Below are 25,497 nucleotides of genomic sequence, written 5' to 3'. Positions count from 1 at the left end.
CAATGGCTTGCTGGCCCAAACCAGCAAGCCATTTCCACTCTCGCGGCCTAGCGAGCTCAGCTCTTGCGCGTTTTGCTGAGGAGATAGTTGTCGTAATAGTTTTCCGCGATCTGCGTATAGAACAGCACTTCCTTCATGTACGCGTCGTGGCTCTCCTTTGTCTTCTTGAAGAGCGGGCTCTTCTCGGCGATCTCGTTCAGATGGTCCTGGGTCGCCCTGTAGCAGGCTTCCAGGACCGGCTGCGGGAACGCGCGCAGCTCCGCCCCGTTGGCGACCAGCCGCTTCAGGGAGGTTGGATTGACGCTGTCGTATTTTTCGATCATCCACGCGCCGGCCGCTGCGCCGGCCTGGTTGAGCACCGCCTGGTACGACTTCGGAAGCGCGTTCCACTTGTCCTCGTTCACGGCCATGTGCAGCATGGCGCCGCCTTCCCACCAGCCGGGGAAGTAATAGTATTTGGCCACCTTGTAGAAGCCGAGCTTCTCGTCGTCGTATGGACCGACGAATTCCGCGGCATCGATGGTGCCGCGCTCAAGCGCCGGATAGACGTCACCGCCCGCGATCTGCTGCGGCACCACGCCGAGCTTGGCGAGCACATGGCCGCCCATGCCGGCGATGCGGAATTTGAGGCCCTTGAGATCGTCGACCGTTTTGATCTCCTTGCGGAACCAGCCGCCCATCTGCGTGCCGGAATTGCCGCACAGGATCGCATGCGCCTTGAACGGCTTCAGCGCCTCGTTGCAGAGCTCGGCGCCGCCGCCGAACGACCACCAGGAATGCTGATGCCGATGGTTCATGCCGAAGGGCGCGCCGGTCGCATAGGCCAGCGCCGGCTCCTTGCCGATGTAGAAATAGAGCGGCGTCTGCGCGATCTCGACGGAGGCGGTGCTCACGGCATCGAGCGCCTGCAGGCCAGGCACGATCTCGCCGGCCGCAAAGGTCTGGATCTGAAACTTGTTGTCGGTAGCGTCGGCGACATATTTCGCGAAGGTCTGCGCCGTGCCGAAGATGGTCTCGAGCGATTTCGGGAAGCTCGAGGTCAGGCGCCACCTGATCTCGGGCGAGACTTGCGCAATCGCAGGGGCCGCCACCAGCGTCGTCGCGCCGACCACGGCGCTGCCCTTGAGGAACGTACGGCGTTTCATGTGTGCTCACTCCATTCGATTGCAGGTCAGTGGCGCAGGGCGCGCGCAAAGCGCCTTCCGGGACCATTCGGCCCCGATCATAGCGAACTTCGCCGCGGGCGTGGAAGCGCGACGTTGCCTCTGACATGGCGAAAACCCGGCTTGGCGGAAGCATTCGCATTTGCGGCCTTGGCGCAGGGCGGATCGGAGAAGCCGCCAGGACAATCCGCCCGGCATCGGCGTCAATTTATCGCTCGACACCGCGCGCAAACCTTGCGAAAATTTTCAAAGTGCAACCGCCCCACAAGGCAGGCGGACATGCTTGTCGCTCCAGCACTGTTCGCCACCTGGGGTGTTGCGTTGGCCGGCGATGTACTGGCAGCAATCATAATCGCCGTGCGCTGAGAGACCCGTATCGATGTCTATCGAGGCATCGCCCGATCGCTGCCATGTCAACGCAGGAAACGGCGGAGACCAGCCATGATCAGTATCGAAGAAGCCCCGAGCAAGCTCGTTCTGCGAAGAGGCGCAGAAGCGGGGTAAACAAGATCTCATCCAGGGAGCAACAACATGACCCCACATACCCACGAGGACCCTTCCACTGGGTTGATAGAGCGGAATCCCTTCGTCATCGCGGAGGATACGATGCCGCCGCGAGACCCTGAAGAAGACGATGACGACGAAGAGGAAGAGGACGAGGACGAGGACGAAGAAGAGGACGAGGACGAAGCGCCGGTCGTACGCGAGCCGGACGAAGACGAAGCAAGATACGTTGACGCATGACTACCACGCGGTTGGCGTCATGCGTGGTTCCTGACCATCATGGCCGAAGCACGCTTCAACAGAAGCCACGCCGCGCTCAGGCGCGGCGCACGCCTAGTGTGGATCGATCTTGTACGCCACAACAGTGCCATCCATCATCATCGGGATGATGACGATGCCATCCGGCCCCATCCCGAGATCGGCGCTCCCCTTCGCGAGCGGAAGGAGGCGCGTCGCTGTGCCATTGCTCGCGATGCGGAACAGCCCGCCGGTCATCCAGTCGGTGACGAGATAGCCGCCCTTGCCATCGGGTTCGACGCCGTCGAGATTGCCGACTGGTGCCGAGCTTCCAAGATCGGACACTTTCTTCGTCGCGAGATCGACCGTCTTCATGTGGCCGGGCACCTTGGTCGCGAAGTCGGGAGCCATTTTGCCCCACGATGCGACCACAAGCCGGCCCTCCTCGACGAGAAGCCCGTTCGGATTTTCGAGCGCGTCATCCTGCGTCAGGAGGGACAGCTTGCCGCCGTCGAGCACCCAAATGCTGTTTGACACCATATCGGAAGCGTAAATCCGTCCACTCTTGTCAGCCGCAAGGTCATTCAAAAATTTGGATCCGGGTGCCTCGAAGCGGTTCACGACTTCGGCCTTGGCGAGGTCGATTTCCGCGATCCGGTCCACGTCTGCGACGTAGAGCTTGCCATTGGCAAGCGCCAGCCCGGTCGGACTGTCGAGTCCCTTGACCCATTCCATTGTAACGACCTTTCCATCTGACCCGAGCCTTGAAACGAAGCCGTTGCCATCCTTTTTCATCGGATCGCCGTTGACGTTCGACACATAGATAGCCCCCGCAGCTCGGTCGAAGATCGCCGATTCGGGGTTCTTGAAACCACTCGCCTCCCACAGCTTCTGAGGTTCCGCGGCGCCGGCACTGAAGGTAAGAACAGCTAACATTAATGCGGAGAGCTGAGGTGTCCTCATGGTAGCCTCCTCGTGCTGCCCCGACGAACGAACAAGCCTGTTACGGCAGATGTTCCTCGCTCTTTTTGAAATTGCGCAGCCGCCGGGCCAACAGTTCTGGGTTTGCTCGAACGCCTGGCTGGGAAGCTTCAGGCATCCGCGATCTTGTCGATCACCTTGCTCTCGGCGCTACGCCGAGTTTCGTAGTGACACCTGCAAAGCCTGGGCGTAGTTTTTCCGGTGCGCCAAGCAGCGGGCAAAAGCACCGGGCAAAACGCCCTGATCGAAGCGTCCCGAATGGCTTTGGGACGGCGACCGGTCGGTCAACCGAAGCCGGCGTTGGGCGCCAGATATCATCTGCACGACGGCGAGCTTGACGCAGGAGCCCAATCGCAAAGTCGCGCAGGCCGCTACAAGCAAGCGCAAATGGGGGCCTCGAAGAGGAGGAACTTCCATGAACCTTCGCACAACTTTGTTTCTTGCGGCCGCACTTGCCGGCGCTGCCGTCCTGGCCGCTTCGACGCGTCTCGCGGCGGCTGAGCCCACCGCCCAGATCACGATCCTCTATGACGCTTTCGGCACCGATGCGGCGATGAAGAAGGATTGGGGCTTCTCAGCGCTGGTGGAAATCTCCGGCAAACGAATCCTGTTCGACACAGGCAACGATGCGGACACCTTCGCAGCGAACGTCAAGGCGAAGAACATTGACCTCACCAGCATCGACTTCGTGGTGCTGTCACACCGCCACTCCGATCACATGGCTGGCCTGAACCATGTTCTAAGCGCAAATCCGACGGTGAAGATCTATGCGCCCAAGGAAGGGTTCGGGATCTATGGTTCGTCGCTGCCATCGACCTTTTACCGGAAGGACGAATCCTTACCATCGGAGATGCGCTACTACGACGGCAGGCCGCCGGAGGTCATGAAATTCGGCGCCGCCTGGCAGCGAGCCAATATCGAGCTTATCGACAAGATAACGGAAATCGCCCCCGGCATTACGTTGCTAGCGCTTGTGTCCGACGTCCCTGGCACGAGGGAGCTCAAGGAGCTGTCCCTGGCCGTGAATACACCAGACGGCGTCGTGCTGGTGGTCGGCTGCTCGCACCCTGGAATCGAAAAGATCGTCGAGGCGGCGACAGCCATCAATCCAAAAATTCGTTTGATCGCCGGCGGCTTCCATCTCGTCGTCGCAACGGACGAGGTCATTGCCAAGGCCGTGGCAACGCTCAAGGACACGTTCAAGGTAGAGAACATTGCTCCGGGCCACTGCACCGGTGAGCCGACCTTCGCGGCGTTGAAGCAGGCTTACGGTGATCGATACCTCTATGCGGGTGTTGGCACCTCTCTGCCGTTGTCGGGACCCGGCATGGGCGCTGGCGGACGACGTGGCGAGGGACCGGTGTTCCAAGAGGATGATCTGGCGAACTATCGGAAGCTGGCCCAACGAGAGAACCCATTTGGCGTTCTAAAGGCACGGAATTTACGAGCAGAGCTTTCGCGCCCATGAAGGCCCGTAACCGCCTGAGGACCTCGCGCTGAAATATCACGCGCTAGCCGTGAAACTTCAGTCCGTCGACGATCTTGTCGATCACCTTGCGCTCGGCGCGGACAGCTAGCCCGACCAGATTGAGCTCGGCGCGGATCACGCGCCTAACCACCTCGCGGTTCGCGGCGTCATGCGTGGTCTTGAACATGTCCTCGGTATAGACCGCAGGCATGACGTTGCGCGCCAATGCCCGTTCCAACGCGCGGGATAGCGCCGCCCGGTCGGCGCCGTAGATCAGGATCGGCTGGCCGATCAACGACAGATATCTCGTGCCCGATGCGTCGCCATAGGGCTCGCCGATGCATTCCGGAAACGCCGCGGCGATGCCGCCGGCGAGGAAGGATGCTACGTTGAGCTTCTGCCACGCTTCGAGATCGGTCCGGATCACGACCGCGATCTTGGTGTCGAATTGCATGAATTTCCCCAAAGATGTCATTTGCGGAATGCGCCAAGAGGCACAAACCCCGGACGCACGATTGCGCAGCCTTCCGTTCGGCCGACATTCTATGTCGACCGAACACAACCTCTATCTTTATCGCCATTCACTGCTGTCTGCGATATTCGGCCGGCGTGATGTTCATGTGCCGGCGAAAGACCCGGTTGAGATGGCTCTGATCGGCAAAGCCGCTCAGAAGGGCGATCTCCTTGAGCGGCAGACGATCTTGACGCAGATGCTGGCACGCACGTTCCACCTTGCGTTTCAAGACATAGGCATGCGGCCGGGTTCCGTAGTGCGCCTGGAATTTGCGCGCGAACTGAACCGACGTGCAGTTGCAGATGCTGGCCAATTCCTCGAGCGTGATGTTCCGGAAGATGTTTTGTTCGATGTACTCTTCGATCAGCCGCGCATGGGCTGGCCTGAAACGTCCCTGCGAGCAGGGCAACTTGAACTGTACAGAGGCGTATTTCCGCAAGATGTGCACGTTGGCCTGAAGCGCCAGCGCATCGTAGCAGAGCCGCCCGCCCGGCCCGCCGGCGGTCACCTCCTGAACCATTTGATCGCTGATCCAAGCCAATACCGGGTCTTCTGCGCGCACCAGATCATGGAGTTCAACGCGCTCCGCGTCGCGGTCGAAGGCTTCGCTTGCCGTCTTCATCATGAGTGCGGGCGAGATGTAGAAATGAGACACTTCGATATCGTGTCGCCATACCCAGTTCGAAGGCTCCGCACGCGTCAGCAATGTCGTCACGCCACGGCCGACGTGATCCTGCTTCCATGGTCCGCTAACGCGACGGTTCATGGATGTCGCGCCTTCCCGATAGTTGACGATCAGGTAATTCTCCGCTCCCGGGACCAGGATCTCGGACGGGGCGTAGCGGAACACCCTCAGGCGAAACTCCGGCATGCCCGTCGCCGCGCTGTCCAACTTGAGTTCGCCGCCGGCATATTGCGGAAGCTCCTCCACCGTGATCAATCGGCCCATCGCGTACCTCCCCGCGTCTGGAAGTTTTGGGGCGGTTGACCGCTCTATTCTTTAGCCAGACAGCACCGGCGAGCATAGGACCGTTTTGCAATTTGCCAAGGGCCAATGCAGACGGCGCTCCAACTCCCCGCCATTTCGTTCAAAGGAATGCGGAATTCATCCAAGCCGCGAACGCTGGACGGCCACTAGCTTCCCCATCCAGCACGGGCAAAGCAGCGAGCAATCCAGAAGAGACGCAGATCCGAGCGTCCGGCCGTCTGTTCTGCCGTGAACGATACCAGGCGACGCGTGCGCCGTCCGTCTCACGACGGGCGAACGAGGTCGCGCGTCTATCAACAACGAATGCCAATGGAGGGAAGCATGACCCAAGCAGCAATGGAGTCACGGAGAGGTAACGGGAAGCAGATGACGGCGACCTTCGATGCCGTGGTCATCGGAGCCGGTGTCGCCGGGCTTTACCAATTGTACCGTCTGCGCGAGCAGGGATTGAACGTGAGAGTAATCGAATCCGCCTCCGGCGTCGGCGGCACATGGTATTGGAATCGCTACCCTGGCGCGCGCTTCGATTCGGAAGCCTATATTTATCAATACCTGTTCTCCGAACAGCTCTACAAAGGATGGAGCTGGAGCGAGAAATTCCCTGGTCAACCCGAAATCGAACGTTGGCTGAATTACGTCGCCGACCGCCTCGATCTCCGCAAGGATATTCAGTTCGACACGACCGTCGAGCGCGCGCATTTCGACGAGGCAACACAGCGTTGGACGGTTTTGACCAACAGCGGCGATACGATCGACGCCCAATTCCTCATCACCTGCTGCGGCATGCTCTCGGCACCGCTGGCATCGAGGTTTCCGGGGCAAGAGACGTTCAAGGGTGAGCTATTCCATACGGCGCGCTGGCCCAAGGAGGGCGTCAGCCTTGCCGGCAAGCGGGTCGGCGTGGTGGGCAACGGGGCGACCGGCATCCAGGTCATCCAAACGATCGCCGGTGACGCCGGCCATCTGAAGGTCTTCATCCGCACGCCGCAATACGTCATCCCGATGAAAAATCCCAAATACAGTGCTGCGGACGTCGATGCCTACAAGGCACGATTCCAGTTTTTCACCAAGCAGCTGCCGAGCACGTTCACCGGCTTCGAGTATGATTTCGAGCACGCCTGGGCCGATCTCAAGCCCGAGCAGCGCCGCGAGGTATTGGAGGAATGCTGGAATGATGGCTCGCTGAAGCTGTGGCTGGCCTCCTTCGGCGAAATGTTCTTCGACGAGGAGATCAACCGGCAGATATCGGAATTCGTGCGGGAGAAGATGCGTGCGCGGCTGCAGGATCCGAAGCTGTGCGAGCTGCTCATTCCGTCCGGGTCCGACTACGGGTTCGGAACGCATCGCGTGCCGCTGGAACAGAACTTCCTGGAGACCTTCCATCGTCCCAATGTCGAGATCGTCAGCGTCAGGGCCAATCCGATCGAGCGCGCGATCCCCGTCGGGCTGCAGACGGCAGACGGGACGGTCCACGAACTCGACGTCATCATTCTGGCAACCGGGTTCGACGCCGGAACAGGCGCGTTGACGCGCATCGACATCCGCGGCCGGGGCGGAAGGGCATTGAAGGACGAATGGAGCACGGATATCCGCACCACCATGGGCCTGCAGATTCACGGCTACCCGAATCTGTTCACGACTGCCGTGCCGCTCGCTCCCTCGGCTGCCCTGTGCAACATGACAACCTGCCTCCAGAAGCAGGTCGAATGGATCGACCATTGTATCAAGTACCTGCGCAGCAGGAATCTGAAAGTCATCGAGCCGACCAAGGATGCGCAAGACCAATGGGTGGCGCATCACGATGAGACCGCCAATGCGACGCTCATTGCCAAGACCAACTCCTGGTATCTCGGCTCGAACGTTGAAGGCAAGCCGCGGCGGGTGCTGTCCTACACTGGCGGTGTAGGCACCTATCACCAGAAATGCAACGAGGTCGCCGCGAGCGGCTATCCGGGCTTCACCATAAAATGAGCGCGGCGCCCCGGGCGCCGTGACAACGGTGCTGTCGCGCGCGGCCGCCACGGTTGCGCGTGCGGCCGGGCGCAAGCTCCGGGTGGCGCGATGTGTCGATCGAAAGCATTCATAGGAACAACGGAGAATGAGGATGAGCACCCATTTCAATGTGACGGCAAACGCCGTTCTCGAGGAGGTCGTTGCGTCAAACCCGGGCGTCCCCGGCGTGGTCGCGATGGTCACGGACCGCCATCGCAACATCTACGAAGGCGCGGCCGGCAAGCGTCGTCTCGATCAGGCGGCCGATATGACGACGGACAGCGTTTTCGCCATCTTCTCGACGACCAAGGCGATCACCGGCACGGCGATCCTGCAGCTCGTCGAACAGGGTGAGCTTGATCTCGATGCCCCTGCCAGGACGTACACGCCCGACATCGGCAAGCTTCAGGTCATCGAAGGCTTCGATGCCAACGGCGAACCAAGATTGCGTCCCCCGAAGCGCGATGTGACCACGCGCATGCTGATGGTCCACACCGGCGGCTTTGGTTACGACTTCTTCAGTCAAACCTACAACCGCTTGGCACAGGAGAAGGGCCAGCCCAGCGTCATCACCTCGTCCAAGGCGTCGCTGATGACGCCGCTGCTGTTTGATCCCGGCGACAAATGGGAATACGGAACCAATCTCGACTGGTGCGGTCAAATCGTCGAGGCCATCACCGGAAAACGGCTCGGCGAGGTGTTCAAGGCGCGCATATTCGAACCTCTCGGGATGAGCAACACGGCGTTCGACCTCACCGAGGCGATGCGCGGAAAGCTGGCCGGGATGCATGCACGGGGCGCCGATGGCTCGCTCACGCCGATGGACTTCGAGCTTCCCGCCGATCCGGAAGTTCACATGGGCGGGCATGGCCTTTATGCCACCGTCGGCGACTACATGCGCTTCATCCGCATGTGGCTCAACGATGGTGCGGGCGAGAATGGTCGCGTGCTAAGGCCTGAGACCGTACGCATGGCGGCGCAGAACCACTTGGGCGACAAGAAGGTGACGGCCCTACCCGGAGTAATCCCCTCGCTGTCCAATGACGCCGAGTTCTTCCCGGGCCAGTCGAAGTCGTGGGCGCTGACGTTCATGATCAACGACGAACAGGCGCCGACCGGACGTCCGCCCGGTGCGCTCGGCTGGGCCGGCCTTGCCAATCTCTTCTACTGGATCGACAGGGCGAATGGGTTCGGCGGATTCTGGGCCACGCAAATTCTGCCGTTCGGCGATCCGGCTTCGTTCGTCGGTTACATGAACTTCGAAACAGCGTTCTACGACAGCCTGAAGCTGCGAAAGGCAGGCTAGCTTCGCTAGTTGGATGGATGCATCAGGTTGCGTCGCTTAACGTGAGCGACGCAGCATTCTCATGTCGTCGGCTTTTTGAGTGCACGCCTCTTGACGCTACCCCTTGGCGTCGCAGGCCCAGGCGCGGATGACGCATTCCTTGCCGCCGAATTCGTAGCACTTTTTGGTCGCAGCGTTGAGCGAGCTCGAAATACTCGGCTTGACGGCGTAGCCGTGGGGACCGCAGGGATTGGTCATGTCGACGGCGAAGGCGGCGCAGGCGCGCCTCATGGTGAGGGCCGTGCAGGCGCCCTTGCATTGCTTCAGCGCGGCGGCGCGTGCCGTTTCCACGACGGGATAGTCATAGGCCTGGCCGTAGGCGCCGCATTTGCCCACGGCGAAGGCGCCGGCCGCCCATGTCCTGTTGATATAACTCGAGACGGCCAATATCAGCGTCAATGCAACGACGAATAGCGCGCGGCGCCGCGCCGCGACGGTCGAAACAATCAAGATCCCCTCCCCCGAGGTAACGGGAAGAATGTAAGTCGGGGCAGTTTCAACTTGGTGAATGGAGGATTGAGAAAGGAAGGCGGCAGTCTTTCCAGGGTGTCGTCCCGGCGAATGCCGGGATCCATAACCCCAGGAGGTCATTTTGCGAAGACTGGTGCTCCAGCTTGCTCCAACAACTCGATCCTGCGGTTATAGGTCCCGGCTCAAGGCCAGGACGACAGCGGTGTTTGCTTACGACCGTCGCGCCGCTTCCAGCGCCTGGGGCGTATCGATATCGAGAAACGCGCTTGGGCCTTCGACCGGGACTTCGGCGACAGCCTCGGTGTGCTTGGCGATCAAATGGCGGGCGCCGACGTCGCCTTCGAGCGTCATCAACTCCTTAAAGAAACGCCGCGACCACAGCACGGGATTGCCGCGGCGGCCGTCGGCGACGGGGACTGCGATCAGGTGGCCGCGGTCCGGCGCAAAAATTTCGATGAGCTGGTCGATCAGCTTGGCATCGATCAGCGGCATGTCGCCGAGGCAGACGATCGCGCCGTCGGCCTTGTCTGAGACCGCCGCGATGCCGGCCTTGACGGAGGAAGCGAGGCCGCCGGCGAAATCCGCATTGCGGACGAATTTTAGGTTGAGGCCCGCCAGCGCTTGCTCGACCAGATCGGCCTGATGGCCGGTGACGACGATCACTTCGGATGCCTTCGAGGCCAGCGCCTGCTCGGCGACGATCCGTACCAGCTTCTTGCCGTCGATTTCGGCGAGCAGCTTGTTTGGACCGCCCATCCGGGTCGAACGGCCGGCGGCGAGCACGATGGCCGTGATATTGCGGTTGGCCTCGGCGTCGATATTGGTGCGCGGCTGCGGCCGCGTCACGATTTCCATCAGGAGGCCGCCGACACCCATGCCGGTGAGCTCGGCCCGCGTCACCTTCAGCCCGGCGAGCAGCCGCATCAACACCCAGTCAAAGCCGTTCTCCACCGGCGAGCGCGCGCAGCCAGGCGCACCCAGCACCGGCACGCCGCCGGCGCTGCCGATCAGGAGCAGATTGCCGGGATCGACCGGCATGCCGAAATGCTCGACCGCACCGCCGATTTCGGTGATCGCAGCCGGAATCACGTCGCGGCGGTCGGCGATCGCGGAGGCGCCGAACACGATGACGAGCTCGGCGCCGAGGCCGAGCAATTCCTTGATGGAGGCGGCCAGCGCCGCCTCGTCATGCGGCACGCGCCGTTCGGCGATGATAGTCGCGCCGGCCGGCGCCAGCCGCTCCGCCGTCACACGCAACGTCTTGTCGATGACTTTTGCCGCGAGCCCGGGCAGCAGGGTTGAGACCACACCCACACGCTTGATCACGTAGGGCGCAATCCGCAGCGTATCCTTGCCCGCCACCGCCACGGCCGCATCGCGCAGCCTTGCCTCGACGCCGAACGGGATCAGCTTGACGGTCGCGATCATCTCCCCTTCGACCACCGGCTTGAAGGCCGAGAGCGTCGCAAAAGTGATGGCCTCGTCGACGCCGTTGATGCGGTCGACCGCGGCGCGGTCCACCACCAGGACGCCGGCTTGCGCCGCGAATAGATTGGCGCGGCCGGTGAAGGCGCGCTCGACGGTGACGCCCTCGCCGGCAACGGCCTGCGCGATGCTGGCGGCGGCTTCGTCCTCGGAGACGTCGCCCTCCTCCAGGCGCACCACGACAATTTCCTTGACGCCGGCCTTGTTGAGCGCCTCGACCTCTGCGGGGCCGATCGTGGTGCCCTTCTTGAGCACCAGCGAACCCTGCCGCAGCGTGTGCACGGTGACGCCGCCAATCGCGTCGGCCGGACTGGCGGGACCGAACTTCATGCCGCCTGCACCTTCGCGGTTTGCTTCTCGCCTTGCTTCAGGCCTTCTTTGGGCAGCCGCAGCTCGGCGGTGATTTCGGCCATGATCGCGACCGCGATCTCGGACGGCGATACCGCGCCAATCGAAAGCCCGATCGGGGCATGGATGCGCGCGATGTCGGCGTCATCAGCGCCCTGCGCCTTCAGCCGCTCCGCGCGCTTGGCGTGAGTCTTTCGCGAGCCGAGCGCGCCGATATAGAAGCAGTCGCGCTCGAATGCATGCAGCAACGCCGGGTCGTCGATCTTGGGATCATGCGTCAGCGCGACAAACGCCGTGTAGTGATCGATGTTGAGCGGCGGCAGCGCCACATCGGGCCATTCGGCGATCAGCGGCACGTCGGGGAAGCGCTCGGGGCTTGCGAACGCCGTGCGCGGATCGACCACCGTCACGTCGTAGTCAAGCGAGCGAGCCAGCGGCGCCAGTGCCTGGCTGATATGGACCGCGCCGACGACGACGAGCCGCGCGGTCGGCGCGTAGACATTGAGGAACAGCTTCTTGCCGCCACTCTCGATCATGCCGCTCTTGCCCATGCGGAGCTGCTTGGAAAGTTCGGCGCCCAGCGGATCGGTGGCGATGTCCTTGGCTTTGACCAGCCGCTGATCGCCAGTGGCGACATCGGTGACAACGATGACCGGGCGGCGTGCGGCGCGCTCGGCATTGAGCTGTGTGAGGGTTTCGAGCTTCACGATTGCCCCACCTTTTCGACGAAGACGCGGATGGTGCCGCCGCAGGACAGGCCGACATTCCAGGCGGTCTCGTCGGCCACGCCGAACTCCAGCATCTTGGGCTTGCCGCTGGCGATCACGTCCAGCGCCTCGGTCACGACAGCGCCCTCGACGCAGCCGCCGGAGACCGAGCCCAAGAACGTGCCGTCATCGTTGATGACGAGGCTGGAGCCGGCCGGCCGCGGTGCCGAGCCCCAGGTCTCGACCACGGTCGCGAGCGCCACGCCGTGGCCGGCCTTCTGCCAGTTCTCGGCGGCCTGCAGAATGTCTTCGTCGCGGTTGAGCATGGGATGCCCTTTCAAGCTGCTGAGCGGATGCGGCTCATGTGGTGCGGCGGGGGCGGCGCCGAAAGCGCCTCGATCAGCCCTTCCATCGACGTCAAGTTATGCACCGGGCGGAATTCGTCAACGTGCGGCAGCATCATTTTGATGCCCTGTGCCTTGGCCTCAAACCCGCTGTAGCGCAACAATGGATTGAGCCAGATCAGGCGGCGGCAGGAGCGGTGCAGACGGTCCATCTCGAAGGCGAGCTTGGCGTCGGCCTCGCGCTCGAGCCCGTCGGAGATCAAGAGCACGATGGCGCCCTGCCCGAGCACGCGCCGGCCCCATAACTTGTTGAAAGAGTGCAGCGAGGTGGCGATCCGAGTGCCGCCGGCCCAGTCCTCGACCGACGACGAACAGCTCGCCAGCGCCTCGTCCGGATCCTTGGCCCGCAGCGCGCGCGTCACATTAGTCAGCCGGGTGCCGAACAGGAATACCGAGACGCGCTTGCGCGCATCGGTGATAGCGTGGAGGAAATGCAGGAACAGGCGGGTATATTCGCTCATCGAGCCCGAGATATCCAGGAGCGCCACGATCGGCGCCGGCTTCTCGATCCGCCCGAGCTTTCTGATCTCGATGATCTCGCCACCCGTGCGCAAGGAGCTGCGGAGTGTGCGGCGCATGTCGAGCCGCAGCCCTTTGGCGTCGGGCTGGTAACGGCGGGTGCGCAGCTCGGCCTGCGGCAGCTTCATGTTGGCAATGGCGCGGGTGACCTCGGCAATCTCCGCCGCGCTCATCTGCGCAAAATCCTTTTTCTGCAGGATCTCCTTGTCGGAGACGGAGAGCCGCAGTTCCTGCTGCTCGACCTCCTGCGTCTCATCGCGCATCGAAGGCTGCGCCAATGCCTCCTGCACGCGGCGTGAGGCCGGCGGCGGCTTCTTCTTGGCATGGTCCGGCAGCGGCACCGAATCCAGCATGTGCTTCCAGTCTTCGGCGGCGCGGAAGAACAGGTCGAAGGCCTGCGCAAAGATCAGCGCATGCTCGTGGCGCTTGACGAAGATCGCCTCCAGCGTGGCGTAGACGTCGGCGCGGCTGCCGATCTCGATCATTTGCAGCGCGTCGAGCGCGTCGATGACGGCACCGGGGCCGACCGGAATGCCGGCCGCGCGGAGCGCGCGGGCGAAGCCGATGACGTTGTCGGCCATGTGCCCGGTCGGGGGATTGAGGTGGTCGATGGTCGTCATGGTGCAACTAACCTCCGCCGTCATTCCGGGCACGCGAAGCGTGAACCCGGAATCTCGAGATTCCGGGTTCACGCTTCGCGTGCCCCGGAATGACGACGGCTACGTCTCGCTCGTCGCTTCCTTCAAAACCTTCTGCAGCGTGTCGCCCTGCATGCGCGCGATGTCGTCCTGGTATTTCAACAGCGCGCCCAGGGTATCTCCGACCAGTTGTGGCGTGAGCGAGCGGGCGTCGAGCTCGGTCAGCGCGGTGGCCCAGTCGATGGTCTCGGCGACGCCCGGCGACTTGTAGAAGTCTTGGTCGCGCAGCGCCTGCACGAAGTGGACGACCTGCTGCGACAGCTTTGCGGAAATGCCTGGTACCCGCGACTTGACGATCGCCAGTTCGCGCTCGGCTTCGGGATAATCGACCCAGTGATAGAGGCAGCGGCGCTTCAGCGCGTCGTGGATCTCGCGCGTGCGGTTCGAGGTGATGATGACGATTGGCGGATGCGGCGCCTTGATGGTACCGAATTCGGGGATCGTGACCTGGAAGTCGCTGAGGATTTCCAAGAGGTACGCCTCGAACGCCTCGTCGGCGCGGTCGAGCTCGTCGATCAACAGCACCGGCGCGCCGGCCACATCTGGCTCCAAGGCCTGCAGCAGCGGGCGCTTGATCAGAAACCGCTCGGCAAAGATGTCCGACGACAATTGCTCGCGGTCGGTATCGCCGGCGGCTTCGGCGAGTCGGATCGCGATCATCTGCGCCGCGCTGCTCCACTCATACACGGCGGAAGCGACGTCGAGCCCCTCATAGCATTGTAGGCGGATCAGCTTGCGCCCGAGCGCCGCCGACAGGACCTTTGCGATCTCGGTCTTGCCGACGCCGGCCTCGCCTTCGAGAAACAGCGGCCGACCCATGCGCAGCGACAGATAGGTCACCGTCGCCAGCGAGCGCTCCGCGAGGTAGCCGCGCGAGGTCAGGAGTTCGAGCATCCCATCGACGGATTTGGGCGGCGCCGATGCACTCATGGGATAGCCAATCTTGATGAGCCGGAAACAGGCAAACGGGTCGGCAAACCTACTTCGCCGTCGCGGCTTCGACGGCGCGCCGTGTCAGCACGCCAATGAGGTGCGCGCGGTATTCGGCGCTGCCGTGCAGATCGCTGTTCAGCCCTTCGGGCGACGCCGAAATGCCTTCGAGCACCTTGTGCGAGAAGCGCTTCTTCAAAGCCTCCTCGAACGCGGTGGCGCGGAACACGCCGTCCGAACCCGCGCCGGTTACCGCCACGCGTACGTCCGACGGCCGCCTGGCGACGAACACACCGACCAACGCATAACGCGAGGCCTGGTTGCGGAATTTGATATAGGCCGCCTTCTTCGGCAGCGGGAACATCACCCTGGTGATGATCTCGTCGTTCTCCAGCGCCGTCGAGAACAGGCCCTGAAAGAATTCCTCCGCTTTCAGCCGGCGCTTGTTGGTGACGATGGTGGCGCCGAGCGCGAGCACCGCGGCCGGGTAATCCGCGGTCGGGTCGTTGTTGGCGAGCGATCCGCCGATCGTGCCCTTGTGCCGCACCGCGGGATCGCCGATTCCGCTGGCGAGTTCGGCGAGTGCGGGAATCGCTTCGCGCACCGTGGCGGAATTCGCGACGTCGGCATGCGTGGCGGTCGCGCCGATCACCAGCGAGCGGCCCTTCATCTCGATGGCGTTGAGCCCTTCGATATGGGAGAGGTCCACCAGATGCGGCGGGCTGGCGAGCCTTTGCTTCATGACCGGCACCAGCGTATGGCCGCCGGCGATCACCTTGGCGTCCTCGTTCTTCACCAGCAGGTTGGCGGCCTGCCGCACGGTCGCCGGACGATGATATTTGAATTCGTACATGAGAACTTCCTGATCGCTACTCGCGATGAAATCGATTGAGCGAAGTTACGCGGATTTGGCCATCGCCTTGGCGCCGGCGGCGATCGACGTCACGATGTTCTGATAGCCGGTGCAGCGGCACAGATTGCCCTCAAGCTCCTCGCGAATGACATCGTCCGAAAGGTCGTGGCCCTTGCGATTGACCAGGTCGACCGCGGTCATGATCATGCCGGGGGTGCAGAAGCCGCACTGCAAGCCGTGATGCTCGCGGAAGGCTTCCTGCATCGGATGCAGCGGCGCGCCGTCGGCGGCGAGGCCTTCGATGGTCCGGACCTCGTGCCCATCGGCCATCACCGCAAGCGTGGTGCACGACTTGACCGCCTTGCCGTCGAGATGCACGACGCAAGCGCCGCATTGCGAGGTATCGCAGCCGACATGGGTGCCCGTCAGCCGGAGATTTTCCCGCAGAAACTGGACCAGCAGGGTACGGGGATCGATATTGGCGTTTACGGGATTACCGTTCACGATCAAGGAAATCTTGGCCATCAGCACTCTCTTGGGCTGCACCGCCGCAGTATCGGCCGCGCAGGCGTTTATAGTCATTCCAAAGGTCATAATATGGGCCCTCCCGGTAATGAGCAACCTCAGGAGCCCCTCGTCTGGGGCATGGCCTGAGCGACTTGACGGGACTAGCCGACACGGCCCGCGGGATTGGGACGAGCCAGAATCAGCCCTGCACGGCCTTGCCGAAATTGGCAAAGAATTCGTCGGCCAGTTTCTTGGCTGCGCCGTTGATCAGGCGCTGTCCGAGCTGGGCCAGCTTGCCGCCAATCTGCGCCTCGACATTGTAGCTCAGGAGCGTACCGCCATCCTTTTCGGTGAGCGCGACCGTCGCACCACCCTTGGCAAAGCCGGCGACGCCGCCCTCGCCTTCGCCCGAGATCTTGTAGCCGTTGGGCGGGTCGAGATCGCTGAGCGTGACCTTGCCCTTGAAGCGGGCCGAGACCGGGCCGACCTTCATCTTGGCAGTGGCGCGAAAGCTGGTTTCATCAGTCTTTTCCAGCTCCTCGCAGCCGGGGATACAGGCCTTCAGCACTTCCGGATCATTTAGTTTGTCCCACACGGCCTCGCGCGATGCCGCAAGCTGGACTTCGCCGTTCATCGTCATGGCCATGGGAGTGCCTCCTAGGATCGCGTCAGCCTGATATTCCCCCCAAGTAAAGCACGCCCGGGCCAAAAGGAAGGGCAATGAGCGAAACAACTTCGCACGTGCAACAAGGACAAGCGACAAGGGCATTGGCATTGACTGGCCGGAATGGTTAGGTCGCATGCAAATGAGCACGTCCCTTTCCCCCTTGCTTGCTCCGATGCTGTCGAGCGCTGCGATGCGCGCGGTGTGCGACGATGCCGCGGCCCTGCAAAACATGCTGGATTTCGAGGCCGCGCTGGCGCGGGCCGAAGCCGCGCTGGGGGTCATTCCGGCTGATGCGGCGGCAGCGATCACGAATGCGTGCAAAGCCGAATCATTCGACCTCGCCGCACTGGCTGATGCGGCGACCAGGTCCGGCAATCTCGCGATCCCCCTCGTCAAGACGTTGACATCCAACGTCGCCAGGACGGACGCCGCGGCGGCGCGTTACGTGCATTGGGGCGCGACCAGCCAGGATGTCATCGATACCGGCACCATGCTCGGCCTGCGCGCCGGGATCGATGTGCTGCTCGCCGACGTCGCGCGCGCAATCACAGGCTTTGCGGGGCTGGCGCGCCAGCATCGCCATACTCCGGTGGTTGCCCGCACCTGGCTGCAGCATGCGCTGCCGATGCCATTCGGCCTGAAGCTCGCCGAATATGCCGCAGCCCTGCACCGCTCACGGGCGCGGCTCGAGCGCTTGCGCGAAGAGGCGCTGGCGCTGCAATTCGGCGGCGCGGCCGGCACCCTCGCTGCCCTCGGCGACAAGGGATTGCAGGTGGCAGACCGGCTGGCTGGAGAGCTGAAGCTGCCCTTGCCTGACGCGCCCTGGCACACCCACCGCGACCGCATCGCGGAAGCGGCCTCGGTATTCGCGATTCTTGCCGGCACCTGCGGCAAGATCGCGCGTGACGTTTCGCTGATGATGCAGACTGATGTCGGCGAAGCGTTCGAACCATCGGGTGAAGGCCGCGGCGGCTCCTCCACCATGCCGCACAAGCGCAATCCTGTGGCGGCGGCCAGCGCGCTTGCCGCGGCCGCCATGGCCCCCAATCTCGCCGCGACGATATTTGCTGCTCAGGTGCAGGAGCACGAGCGCAGCGCCGGCCCCTGGCACGCCGAATGGCCGACGCTGCCGACGCTGATGCTTGTCACCTCGGGCGCGCTCGCCGCGATCGTCGATATCGCCGAAGGGTTGGAAGTCGACGCCGCGCGCATGCGCAAAAATCTCGGCGCGACCGACGGGCTGATCATGGCGGAAGCGGTGGCAATGCGGCTCGCCGAAAAGATCGGCAAGAGCGACGCGCATCACCTGGTCGAGGCCGCGAGCAAGCAGGCGGTCAAGGACAAGAAGCATCTGCGCGAGGTGCTCGCCGCGGATTCGAAAATTACCGCGCGGCTCGGCACTGATGAAATCGCTGAACTTTTCGAGCCGATGGCCTATCAGGGCGCCTCGCAGGCGCTGATCGACCGTTTGCTGGCTTCGCTGGACGAAGCGTGATGTTGCTGACGAATCTCTCCGATGTCGTTGCCGGGCTTGACCAGGCAATCCATCATCCAGGATAGATTCAATTCTTGAGATGGATGCGCGGATCAAGTCTGCGCATGACAGCGGAGACTAGACCCATGCCGATGATCGACGCCGACGGATGCCTGCTCAACGTATCCGTCGAAGGCCGCGACGGCGGACCGACGCTGATGCTGTCGAATTCGCTGGGCTCCACCATGCAGATGTGGGAGCCGCAGATGAAGGCGTTGACGCAAGTGTTCCGCGTCATCCGTTACGACCGGCGCGGCCACGGCAAATCGAGCGTGCCGCCCGGACCCTACTCGCTGGAACGCTTCGGTCGCGACGTGCTGGCAATCCTCGACGACCTTAACATCGCGAAAACGCATTGGTGCGGCCTGTCGATGGGCGGCATGGTCGGGCAATGGCTCGGCGCCAACGCGCCCGACAGGTTCGGCAAGATCATCCTAGCCAACACCACCTGCCATTACCCGGACCCGACGCGCTGGCACGAGCGCATCAAGGCGGTGAAGGAAGATGGCATCGCCGCGGTCGCCGACACCGTGCTGGCAGGCTGGCTGACGGCGGATTTTCGCGAGCGGCAGCCGCAAGTCGCCGCCAACATGAAGGCGATGATGCTAACCACGCCGGTCGAGGGCTACATCGCCTGCTGCGAGGCGCTGTCGACGCTCGACCAGCGCGAGCTGCTGCCGAAGATCAAGAGCCCGACGCTCGTCATCGCCGGCCGCCACGACATGTCGACGACGATCGCCGACGGCGAATTCATGCGCAGCCGGATTCCCGTCGCCAGCATGACCATTCTCGATGCCGCGCATATTTCAAATGTCGAGCAACCGCACGCCTTCACCGACGCGGTGATCGGGTTCTTGACGCAACGGTAGAAGATCGCAACCAGGGCCGCCATTGCGAGCGAAGCGAAGCACTCCATTTCACCACTTGCGGATTGCTTCGTCGCTTCGCTCCTCGCAAGGACGGGAGGAGACATCAATGGACGACAACCAACGCCGCGACGACGGCATGGCGCAGCGCCGCAAGGTGCTCGGCAATGAATGGGTCGACAAGTCGATCAAGAACCGCAACGCCTTCAATACCGACTTCCAGGATCTGATCACCCGCTATGCCTGGGGCGACATCTGGACCCGGCCGCATTTCGACCACCGCACCCGCCGCGTGCTGGTCATCGGCACCATGGTGGCGCTCGGACAGTGGGATGAATTCCGCCTGCATGTCCGTGCGGCGCTCGCGGAAGGCGGCTTCACGCCCGACGACATCAAGGAAATCCTCTTGCAGCAGGCGATCTATTGCGGCGTGCCGGCGGCCAACCACGCCGTCAAGGAAGCGGGCGCGATCATCGCCGAACTGGGTTTGCTGAAGAGCTAGCCGGGCGCCATTCCCGCGTCCGGGACACGAAGTTGGCAGCGCACAAAAGAAAAGCCCCACCTTTTCGGCGGGGCCTTTTCTGTTCTGGCATGTGCCCTTTTACTCTGGCATCTGCCGTGGATCCTGACTGGGCTTTTGTCCCTGACGTCCCGGATCCTGCTGCTGCTGGCCGGGCTTCTGGCCGCCGCCCTGCTGCTGCTGTCCGGGCTTCTGACCCGGGTTCTGGTTCTGCTGACCCGGGTTCTGGTTCATCTTACTCATCGAGGGATCTCCGTTGTTGAGACCGTAGCCTGAATTAACGGAGAGTCACAGGGTTGGTTGCAGCGGAACAGCGGTTCCGATGCGATCATCGGACGGCAAAGCCGTGTCCGGACTGTGGCGCTGGAACCGCTGCGCAAAAACTAGCTCTGTACAAGCCAATTAAGCCGCAGCCGGTGCTGTTGCCGGCCCCGGTTCCCACCTGTTAGAAAACGACACGACGCGTCGTCATGGGCTGCCGGAGCTCTCGCCGCGTCCTCGTGCAAAAAACGGCAGCGCATGGATTATTTCGCCCAGCAACTGATCAACGGCCTCGTGCTCGGCTCGATCTACGGCCTGATCGCGATTGGCTACACCATGGTTTACGGCATCGTCGGCATGATCAATTTCGCCCATGGCGATATTTTCATGATCGGCGGCTTCATCGCCCTGATCACCTTTCTGATCCTGGTCTCGTTCGGACTGACCGCCATCCCCCTGATCTTGCTGGTGGTGCTGCTGGTCTCGATGGCTATCACAGCGCTCTATGGCTGGACGGTGGAACGCATCGCCTACCGGCCACTGCGGCACTCGTTCCGCCTGGCGCCGATGCTCTCGGCGATCGGTATGTCATTTGTGCTGACAAATTATTCGCAGGTCGCCCAGGGCGCGCGGGTCAAGCCGGTGCCGCCGATCATCACCGGCGGCTACACCCTGCATGAGGGCGCCGAAGGCTTTGTCGTGCAGCTTTCCAACATCCAGATCATCGTCGTCGTCACCACCGTGGTGCTGCTGGCGCTGTTCACCTGGTTGGTCTCGAGCACGCGGCTTGGCCGCGACATGCGCGCCTGCGAGCAGGACCAGACCATGGCCTCTCTCCTCGGCGTCGACGTCGACCGCACCATCTCCATGACCTTCGTGATCGGCGCCGCGCTCGCCGCGGTCGCCGGTATGATGTATCTGCTCTATTACGGGCTGGTCGATTTCTTCATGGGCTTCGTCGCCGGCATCAAGGCGTTCACCGCCGCCGTGCTCGGCGGCATCGGCTCGCTGCCGGGCGCGATGCTGGGCGGACTTCTGATCGGCCTGATCGAGACGCTGTGGTCGGCGTATTTCTCGGTCGAGTACAAGGACGTCGCCGCGTTCTCGATCCTGATCGTGGTCCTGATCTTCCTTCCGACCGGCCTGCTCGGCCGGCCCGAAGTCGAAAAAGTCTGACGGGCCGTAGCGTGAGCGCGAACCCCGCCGTCCAAACATCGCGCGCTCCGGGCGCCGCCTTCATCCTCAAGAAAGCGCTGGTCAGCGCCTTCGTGGCGCTGGTGCTGTTCTCGCTGATGATTGGCGTCCGCACCGAGGCAGGTCCGCAAGGGCAACTGGTCTACTGGACGCGCTTCGGCGACCTCGCCGCCATGGTCGGAGCCGTGTTCGGCGGCAGCATCATCATCGAGTTGTTGCGGCAATGGTGGGGACCGGTCGACACAGTCAAAGTGGTGCCGGCTTCTGTACAACGTGGGCTTTCGCTCGCTGGACGCCTGCTCCCGCCGGTGCTGCTGGTGTTCACTTTTCTGGTGCCGGTGCTGTTCTATAACGAGCGCTACATTCTCGACCTCGCGATCCTCGTGCTGACCTATGTCATGCTCGGATGGGGGCTGAACGTGGTGGTCGGCCTCGCCGGCCTGCTCGATCTCGGCTATGTCGCCTTCTACGCGGTCGGCGCCTATTCCTACGCGCTGCTCGCCACTAATTTCGGCCTGTCGTTCTGGATCTGCCTGCCGCTGGCCGGCATTCTCGCCGCGTTCTGGGGCGTGCTGCTCGGCTTTCCCGTGCTGCGGCTGCGCGGCGATTATCTCGCCATTGTGACGCTGGCCTTCGGCGAGATCATCCGCCTGGTCCTGATCAACTGGCAGAGCCTCACCGGCGGCCCGAACGGGGTTACCGGCATTCCCCGCCCGACGCTGTTCGGCATTCCGCTTTCGCCCGCCGACGACGGGCTTGCCGCCCTGCTCGGCATCGAGTTCTCGCCGACGCACCGTATCGTATTTCTGTTTTACATCATCCTGGCGCTGGCGCTGCTCACCAATTGGGTCACGATCCGCCTGCGCCGTCTGCCGATCGGCCGCGCCTGGGAGGCGCTGCGCGAGGACGAAGTCGCCTGCCGCGCGCTCGGCATCAACACCACGACGACCAAGCTGACGGCGTTTGCAACCGGGGCGATGTTCGGCGGTTTTGCCGGCGCGTTCTTTGCGACCAGACAGGGTTTCATCAGCCCGGAATCCTTCACCTTCCATGAATCGGCGCTGGTGCTGGCGATCGTCGTGCTCGGCGGCATGGGTTCGCAGCTCGGCGTCGCGCTCGCAGCCCTCACCATGATCGGCGGCTTCGAGCTGTTCCGCGGGCTCGACCAGTACCGCATGCTGGTGTTCGGCATGGCGATGGTGCTGTTGATGATCTGGCGGCCGCGCGGCCTGATCGGCCATCGCGCGCCGACCGTGTTTCTTAAACACAGCCAGGCGATCTCGTCCGACCTCGTCAAGGAGGGCCACGGATGAGCGGCAATCCCATCCTCGGCGTCGATCGCCTGTCGATGCGCTTCGGCGGCATCGTCGCGGTCAACGACCTCACCTTCAATGCCGAGCGGCGTAAGATCACCGCGCTGATCGGGCCGAACGGCGCCGGCAAGACCACGGTCTTCAACTGCATCACCGGCTTCTACAAGCCGACCTCCGGCGCGATGCGGCTCACGCATGAGGATGGCCGCGCCATCCAGCTCGAACGTCTCAACGATTTCCGGATTTCCAAGCTGGCCAAGGTCGCGCGCACCTTCCAGAACATTCGCCTGTTTCCCGGCATGACGGCGCTGGAGAATCTCATGGTGGCGCAGCACAATGCGCTGATGCGCGCCTCCGGGCTGACGTTCCTCGGCCTGATCGGCGCGCCGTCCTGGCGCAACGCCGAACTGGCCGCGATCGACCTGGCGCGGACCTGGCTCGACCGCGTCGGGCTGCTGGATCGCGCCGACGATGCCGCCGGTAACCTGCCCTATGGGGACCAGCGGCGCCTCGAAATCGCGCGCGCGATGTGCACCCAGCCGGCGCTGCTCTGTCTCGACGAACCGGCGGCCGGATTGAATGCACGCGAAAGCGCTGCTTTGAGCGAATTGCTGCTCTCGATCCGCGCCGAACATGGCACCTCGATCCTGTTGATCGAGCACGACATGAGCGTGGTGATGCAAATCTCCGACCACGTCGTGGTGATGGACCATGGCGTGAAGATCGCCGAAGGCACGCCGCGCGAGATCCGCGACGATCCCAAGGTGATCGCCGCCTATCTCGGCGCCGACGAGGAGGAAGCGATCGCGGTGATGGAGAGCGGAACGTGAGCGCCTCACGCGATAAACCCACCTCCCCCTGCAAGCCCCTTTCAGGGGGAGGAAGGACCGAGGCATTCGCGCCGAACGGCAAAGGGGGTGCAACATGACTGCCCCCCTGCTCGCGATCCGTTCGTTGCGCGCGGCCTACGGCAAGATCGAGGCGCTGAAGGGCGTCGATCTTGACATCAAGGCCGGCGAGATCGTCGCGCTGATCGGCGCCAATGGCGCCGGCAAGTCGACGCTGATGATGACGATCTTCGGCCGGCCGCGCGCCCGCGCGGGCCGCATCGAGTTTGACGGCCAGGACATCACCGGCGTGCCGACGCATGAGATTGCGCGGCTGCGCATCGCGCAATCCCCGGAGGGGCGCCGCATTTTCCCGCGCATGACCGTGGCGGAAAACCTGCAGATGGGGGCGGATGCGACCGATAGCAGCGAAGCCGACCGGGCGAGCGGGCTGGAGCGTGTCTTCGCGCTGTTCCCGCGGCTCAAGGAACGCATGACGCAGCGCGGCGGCACGTTGTCCGGCGGCGAGCAGCAGATGCTGGCGATCGGCCGGGCCCTGATGAGCCGGCCGCGCCTGTTGATGCTGGACGAACCGTCGCTCGGCCTCGCCCCCCTGATCGCGCGGCAGATTTTTGATGCGATAAAGACCCTGAACCGGCAGGACGGCCTGACGGTTCTGATCGTCGAACAGAACGCCAACCACGCACTGAAGCTGGCCCATCGCGGCTATGTCATGGTCAACGGCCTGATCACGCTCTCCGGAACCGGCAGCGAATTGCTGCAGCGCCCGGAAATCCGCGCTGCCTATCTGGAAGGCGGCCGGCGGGAGTAACGGTGGATGCGTTCCGCTGCACCGCATCCGGGACACCGCAAACTGCGGCAAGATGCGGCGAACGGACGGTCGATTTGCCCGAAAATTGCCGATGACTTCGCGGTAAAATCAGCCGACAATGGGCCTGATTTTCGTACCCGGCCCGCCGGGTATTTCCCGAAATCGACTGAACTGCGAGGATACCTCATGAAATCACTGAAACTCATCGGCCTGGCTTTGGGCGCATCGTTGGCGCTGTCGACAACCGCGCTGGCGCAGGACATCTCCATCGCAGTTGCGGGCCCGATGACGGGCGGCGAATCCGCATTCGGCCGGCAGATGAAGAACGGCGCCGAACAGGCGGTGGCCGACATCAACGCCGCCGGCGGCGTGCTCGGCAAGAAGCTGGCGCTGCAGGTCGGCGACGACGCCTGCGATCCCAAGCAGGCGCGCTCGGTGGCGGAAAAGTTCGCCAGCGCCAAGATCCCGTTCGTGGCCGGCCACTTCTGCTCGTCCTCGTCAATCCCGGCCTCCGAAGCCTACGCCGACGGCAACGTGCTGCAGATTACGCCGGCCTCGACCAACCCGCTGTTCACCGAGCGCAAGCTGTGGAACGTGGCGCGCGTCTGCGGCCGTGACGATCAGCAGGGCCTGGTCGCTGCCGACTACATCGTCAAGAACTACAAGGGCAAGAACGTCGCCATCCTCAACGACAAGACGACGTATGGCAAAGGCCTCGCCGACGAGACCAAGAAGGCGCTCAACAAGGCCGGCTTCACCGAAAAGATGTTCGAGTCCTACAACAAGGGCGACAAGGACTTTAACTCGATCGTGTCGCGGCTGAAGCGCGACAATATCGATCTCGTCTTTGTCGGCGGCTACCATCAGGAAGCCGGCCTGATCCTGCGCCAGATGCGCGACCAGGGCCTCAAGACGGTGTTGATGGCGGGCGACGCCATGAACGACAAGGAGTTCGCCTCCATCACCGGTCCGGCCGCCGAAGGCACGCTGTTCACCTTCGGTCCCGATCCGCGCAACAAGGCGAGCGCCAAGGCGATCGTCGAGAAGTTCAAGTCCAAGAACATCGATCCCGAGGGCTACACCCTCTACACCTATGCCGCGATGCAGGTCTGGACGCAGGCGGTGGCGAAGGCGAAGACCACCGAGCCGAAGAAGGTGATGGAGACCATCAAGGCCGGTGAATGGGACACCGTGCTCGGCAAGCTGGGCTTCGACGCCAAGGGCGACATCAAGGTGATCGACTACGTCGTCTACAAGTGGGACGCCAAGGGCAACTACGCCGAGATCAATCCGAAGGGGTCTTGATCACTCACGGAAATCATATCGCATGATCGATGCGCCCCGGTTCTAGCCGGGGCGTTTTCGTCTC

26 protein-coding genes are annotated in these 25,497 nt (G+C 63.0%); 12 read left to right on the top strand and 14 right to left on the bottom strand.

Features of this window, described 5'->3' with window-relative positions; genetic code table 11:
* Positions 1-56 precede the first annotated feature (56 nt).
* On the bottom strand, positions 57-1,145 hold the full coding sequence (locus HCN50_RS08015) for a TRAP transporter substrate-binding protein (RefSeq protein ID WP_171709055.1): 1,089 nt from the start codon (positions 1,143-1,145) through the stop codon (positions 57-59).
* A gap of 549 nt (positions 1,146-1,694) precedes the next feature.
* On the opposite strand from HCN50_RS08015, the gene HCN50_RS08010 reads away from it, so the two are divergent.
* Positions 1,695-1,907, top strand: a complete 213-nt coding sequence (locus HCN50_RS08010) for a hypothetical protein (RefSeq protein ID WP_171709054.1) — start codon at positions 1,695-1,697, stop codon at positions 1,905-1,907.
* A 93-nt stretch (positions 1,908-2,000) separates the two neighbouring features.
* On the opposite strand, the gene HCN50_RS08005 is transcribed toward HCN50_RS08010, so the two are convergent.
* Positions 2,001-2,867: an SMP-30/gluconolactonase/LRE family protein gene (locus tag HCN50_RS08005; protein WP_171709053.1), complete on the bottom strand. Its 867-nt coding sequence runs from the start codon at positions 2,865-2,867 to the stop codon at positions 2,001-2,003.
* Positions 2,868-3,300: 433 nt separating this feature from the next.
* On the opposite strand from HCN50_RS08005, the gene HCN50_RS08000 reads away from it, so the two are divergent.
* Positions 3,301-4,353, top strand: coding sequence for an MBL fold metallo-hydrolase (locus HCN50_RS08000; RefSeq protein WP_171709052.1), 1,053 nt, complete (start codon positions 3,301-3,303; stop codon positions 4,351-4,353).
* Between the two features lie 43 nt (positions 4,354-4,396).
* Here the strand turns inward: HCN50_RS08000 and HCN50_RS07995 are convergent, their stop codons facing one another.
* Positions 4,397-4,807: a DUF2000 family protein gene (locus HCN50_RS07995; RefSeq protein ID WP_171709051.1), complete on the bottom strand. Its 411-nt coding sequence runs from the start codon at positions 4,805-4,807 to the stop codon at positions 4,397-4,399.
* A gap of 127 nt (positions 4,808-4,934) precedes the next feature.
* Positions 4,935-5,816: an AraC family transcriptional regulator gene (locus HCN50_RS07990; protein ID WP_171709050.1), complete on the bottom strand. Its 882-nt coding sequence runs from the start codon at positions 5,814-5,816 to the stop codon at positions 4,935-4,937.
* 360 nt (positions 5,817-6,176) lie between these two features.
* Between HCN50_RS07990 and HCN50_RS07985 the strand changes: the two genes are divergently transcribed.
* Together HCN50_RS07985 and acmB are read left to right on the top strand one after the other, a co-directional pair.
* Complete coding sequence (locus HCN50_RS07985; protein ID WP_171709049.1) at positions 6,177-7,826, top strand: flavin-containing monooxygenase; 1,650 nt, start codon at positions 6,177-6,179, stop codon at positions 7,824-7,826.
* Positions 7,827-7,959: 133 nt separating this feature from the next.
* Positions 7,960-9,153 (top strand): methyl acetate hydrolase AcmB, encoded by a 1,194-nt coding sequence (gene acmB / locus HCN50_RS07980; protein WP_171709048.1) that lies wholly within the window; start codon positions 7,960-7,962, stop codon positions 9,151-9,153.
* 96 nt (positions 9,154-9,249) lie between these two features.
* Here acmB and HCN50_RS07975 read toward each other — a convergent pair whose 3' ends face one another.
* The 9 genes from HCN50_RS07975 to HCN50_RS07935 all read right to left on the bottom strand — a co-directional run bounded on the left by HCN50_RS07975 (position 9,250) and on the right by HCN50_RS07935 (position 16,760).
* Positions 9,250-9,639 (bottom strand): DUF4189 domain-containing protein, encoded by a 390-nt coding sequence (locus tag HCN50_RS07975; protein ID WP_311967576.1) that lies wholly within the window; start codon positions 9,637-9,639, stop codon positions 9,250-9,252.
* A 234-nt stretch (positions 9,640-9,873) separates the two neighbouring features.
* Positions 9,874-11,478, bottom strand: coding sequence for an NTP transferase domain-containing protein (locus tag HCN50_RS07970; RefSeq protein WP_171709046.1), 1,605 nt, complete (start codon positions 11,476-11,478; stop codon positions 9,874-9,876).
* On the bottom strand, positions 11,475-12,203 hold the full coding sequence (locus tag HCN50_RS07965; RefSeq protein WP_171709045.1) for an XdhC family protein: 729 nt from the start codon (positions 12,201-12,203) through the stop codon (positions 11,475-11,477). Before HCN50_RS07965 ends, HCN50_RS07970 begins: the two co-directional genes overlap by 4 nt.
* The gene (locus tag HCN50_RS07960; RefSeq protein WP_025589337.1) at positions 12,200-12,529 is read right to left on the bottom strand and encodes an XdhC family protein; all 330 of its coding nucleotides are present in this window, start codon (positions 12,527-12,529) and stop codon (positions 12,200-12,202) included. Before HCN50_RS07960 ends, HCN50_RS07965 begins: the two co-directional genes overlap by 4 nt.
* Positions 12,530-12,540: 11 nt before the next feature.
* A complete protein-coding gene (locus HCN50_RS07955; protein WP_171709044.1) occupies positions 12,541-13,746 on the bottom strand; it encodes a vWA domain-containing protein in 1,206 nt (401 codons plus the stop codon).
* 99 nt (positions 13,747-13,845) lie between these two features.
* Positions 13,846-14,754, bottom strand: a complete 909-nt coding sequence (locus tag HCN50_RS07950; RefSeq protein WP_171709043.1) for an AAA family ATPase — start codon at positions 14,752-14,754, stop codon at positions 13,846-13,848.
* 49 nt (positions 14,755-14,803) lie between these two features.
* Positions 14,804-15,607, bottom strand: a complete 804-nt coding sequence (locus tag HCN50_RS07945; RefSeq protein ID WP_171709042.1) for an FAD binding domain-containing protein — start codon at positions 15,605-15,607, stop codon at positions 14,804-14,806.
* Between the two features lie 45 nt (positions 15,608-15,652).
* Complete coding sequence (locus HCN50_RS07940; RefSeq protein WP_171709041.1) at positions 15,653-16,132, bottom strand: (2Fe-2S)-binding protein; 480 nt, start codon at positions 16,130-16,132, stop codon at positions 15,653-15,655.
* Positions 16,133-16,313: 181 nt separating this feature from the next.
* Positions 16,314-16,760, bottom strand: coding sequence for an SRPBCC family protein (locus HCN50_RS07935; protein ID WP_171709040.1), 447 nt, complete (start codon positions 16,758-16,760; stop codon positions 16,314-16,316).
* A 160-nt stretch (positions 16,761-16,920) separates the two neighbouring features.
* Between HCN50_RS07935 and HCN50_RS07930 the strand changes: the two genes are divergently transcribed.
* The 3 genes from HCN50_RS07930 to HCN50_RS07920 all read left to right on the top strand — a co-directional run bounded on the left by HCN50_RS07930 (position 16,921) and on the right by HCN50_RS07920 (position 19,683).
* Complete coding sequence (locus HCN50_RS07930) at positions 16,921-18,276, top strand: 3-carboxy-cis,cis-muconate cycloisomerase (protein WP_171709039.1); 1,356 nt, start codon at positions 16,921-16,923, stop codon at positions 18,274-18,276.
* Between the two features lie 125 nt (positions 18,277-18,401).
* Complete coding sequence (gene pcaD, locus HCN50_RS07925) at positions 18,402-19,184, top strand: 3-oxoadipate enol-lactonase (protein ID WP_171709038.1); 783 nt, start codon at positions 18,402-18,404, stop codon at positions 19,182-19,184.
* Between the two features lie 106 nt (positions 19,185-19,290).
* The gene (locus HCN50_RS07920; protein ID WP_171709037.1) at positions 19,291-19,683 is read left to right on the top strand and encodes a carboxymuconolactone decarboxylase family protein; all 393 of its coding nucleotides are present in this window, start codon (positions 19,291-19,293) and stop codon (positions 19,681-19,683) included.
* A gap of 99 nt (positions 19,684-19,782) precedes the next feature.
* Here the strand turns inward: HCN50_RS07920 and HCN50_RS07915 are convergent, their stop codons facing one another.
* Entirely contained in the window at positions 19,783-19,944 is a 162-nt protein-coding gene (locus HCN50_RS07915; RefSeq protein ID WP_171578229.1) for a hypothetical protein, read from the bottom strand.
* A 276-nt stretch (positions 19,945-20,220) separates the two neighbouring features.
* On the opposite strand from HCN50_RS07915, the gene HCN50_RS07910 reads away from it, so the two are divergent.
* The 5 genes from HCN50_RS07910 (at position 20,221) to HCN50_RS07890 (ending at position 25,433) form a co-directional block, all read left to right on the top strand.
* Positions 20,221-21,138, top strand: coding sequence for an ABC transporter permease subunit (locus tag HCN50_RS07910; protein ID WP_161853718.1), 918 nt, complete (start codon positions 20,221-20,223; stop codon positions 21,136-21,138).
* Positions 21,139-21,149: 11 nt separating this feature from the next.
* Positions 21,150-22,469, top strand: coding sequence for a high-affinity branched-chain amino acid ABC transporter permease LivM (gene livM, locus HCN50_RS07905; RefSeq protein WP_171709036.1), 1,320 nt, complete (start codon positions 21,150-21,152; stop codon positions 22,467-22,469).
* Positions 22,466-23,299, top strand: coding sequence for an ABC transporter ATP-binding protein (locus HCN50_RS07900; RefSeq protein WP_171709035.1), 834 nt, complete (start codon positions 22,466-22,468; stop codon positions 23,297-23,299). Before livM ends, HCN50_RS07900 begins: the two co-directional genes overlap by 4 nt.
* 94 nt (positions 23,300-23,393) lie before the next feature.
* Positions 23,394-24,128, top strand: a complete 735-nt coding sequence (locus HCN50_RS07895; protein WP_171709034.1) for an ABC transporter ATP-binding protein — start codon at positions 23,394-23,396, stop codon at positions 24,126-24,128.
* Between the two features lie 186 nt (positions 24,129-24,314).
* Positions 24,315-25,433, top strand: a complete 1,119-nt coding sequence (locus tag HCN50_RS07890) for a branched-chain amino acid ABC transporter substrate-binding protein (protein ID WP_171709033.1) — start codon at positions 24,315-24,317, stop codon at positions 25,431-25,433.
* Positions 25,434-25,497 lie beyond the last annotated feature (64 nt).

The sequence above is a fragment of the Bradyrhizobium archetypum genome (assembly GCF_013114835.1).
Taxonomy (GTDB): domain Bacteria; phylum Pseudomonadota; class Alphaproteobacteria; order Rhizobiales; family Xanthobacteraceae; genus Bradyrhizobium; species Bradyrhizobium archetypum.
Note: the sequence above shows the minus strand (reverse complement) of the source record. Positions and strands in the feature narration are given on the sequence as shown.

Bases quoted from the DNA above. Each gene is read 5' to 3' on its own strand.
- HCN50_RS08015 (WP_171709055.1), bottom strand. From the start codon at position 1,145: ATGAAACGCCGTACGTTCCTCAAGGGCAGCGCCGTGGTCGGCGCGACG.
- HCN50_RS08010 (WP_171709054.1), top strand. From the start codon at position 1,695: ATGACCCCACATACCCACGAGGACCCTTCCACTGGGTTGATAGAGCGG.
- HCN50_RS08005 (WP_171709053.1), bottom strand. From the start codon at position 2,867: ATGAGGACACCTCAGCTCTCCGCATTAATGTTAGCTGTTCTTACCTTC.
- HCN50_RS08000 (WP_171709052.1), top strand. From the start codon at position 3,301: ATGAACCTTCGCACAACTTTGTTTCTTGCGGCCGCACTTGCCGGCGCT.
- HCN50_RS07995 (WP_171709051.1), bottom strand. From the start codon at position 4,807: ATGCAATTCGACACCAAGATCGCGGTCGTGATCCGGACCGATCTCGAA.
- HCN50_RS07990 (WP_171709050.1), bottom strand. From the start codon at position 5,816: ATGGGCCGATTGATCACGGTGGAGGAGCTTCCGCAATATGCCGGCGGC.
- HCN50_RS07985 (WP_171709049.1), top strand. From the start codon at position 6,177: ATGACCCAAGCAGCAATGGAGTCACGGAGAGGTAACGGGAAGCAGATG.
- acmB (WP_171709048.1), top strand. From the start codon at position 7,960: ATGAGCACCCATTTCAATGTGACGGCAAACGCCGTTCTCGAGGAGGTC.
- HCN50_RS07970 (WP_171709046.1), bottom strand. From the start codon at position 11,478: ATGAAGTTCGGTCCCGCCAGTCCGGCCGACGCGATTGGCGGCGTCACC.
- HCN50_RS07960 (WP_025589337.1), bottom strand. From the start codon at position 12,529: ATGCTCAACCGCGACGAAGACATTCTGCAGGCCGCCGAGAACTGGCAG.
- HCN50_RS07955 (WP_171709044.1), bottom strand. From the start codon at position 13,746: ATGACGACCATCGACCACCTCAATCCCCCGACCGGGCACATGGCCGAC.
- HCN50_RS07950 (WP_171709043.1), bottom strand. From the start codon at position 14,754: ATGAGTGCATCGGCGCCGCCCAAATCCGTCGATGGGATGCTCGAACTC.
- HCN50_RS07945 (WP_171709042.1), bottom strand. From the start codon at position 15,607: ATGTACGAATTCAAATATCATCGTCCGGCGACCGTGCGGCAGGCCGCC.
- HCN50_RS07940 (WP_171709041.1), bottom strand. From the start codon at position 16,132: ATGGCCAAGATTTCCTTGATCGTGAACGGTAATCCCGTAAACGCCAAT.
- HCN50_RS07935 (WP_171709040.1), bottom strand. From the start codon at position 16,760: ATGGCCATGACGATGAACGGCGAAGTCCAGCTTGCGGCATCGCGCGAG.
- HCN50_RS07930 (WP_171709039.1), top strand. From the start codon at position 16,921: ATGAGCACGTCCCTTTCCCCCTTGCTTGCTCCGATGCTGTCGAGCGCT.
- pcaD (WP_171709038.1), top strand. From the start codon at position 18,402: ATGCCGATGATCGACGCCGACGGATGCCTGCTCAACGTATCCGTCGAA.
- HCN50_RS07920 (WP_171709037.1), top strand. From the start codon at position 19,291: ATGGACGACAACCAACGCCGCGACGACGGCATGGCGCAGCGCCGCAAG.
- HCN50_RS07915 (WP_171578229.1), bottom strand. From the start codon at position 19,944: ATGAGTAAGATGAACCAGAACCCGGGTCAGCAGAACCAGAACCCGGGT.
- HCN50_RS07910 (WP_161853718.1), top strand. From the start codon at position 20,221: ATGGATTATTTCGCCCAGCAACTGATCAACGGCCTCGTGCTCGGCTCG.
- HCN50_RS07900 (WP_171709035.1), top strand. From the start codon at position 22,466: ATGAGCGGCAATCCCATCCTCGGCGTCGATCGCCTGTCGATGCGCTTC.
- HCN50_RS07895 (WP_171709034.1), top strand. From the start codon at position 23,394: ATGACTGCCCCCCTGCTCGCGATCCGTTCGTTGCGCGCGGCCTACGGC.
- HCN50_RS07890 (WP_171709033.1), top strand. From the start codon at position 24,315: ATGAAATCACTGAAACTCATCGGCCTGGCTTTGGGCGCATCGTTGGCG.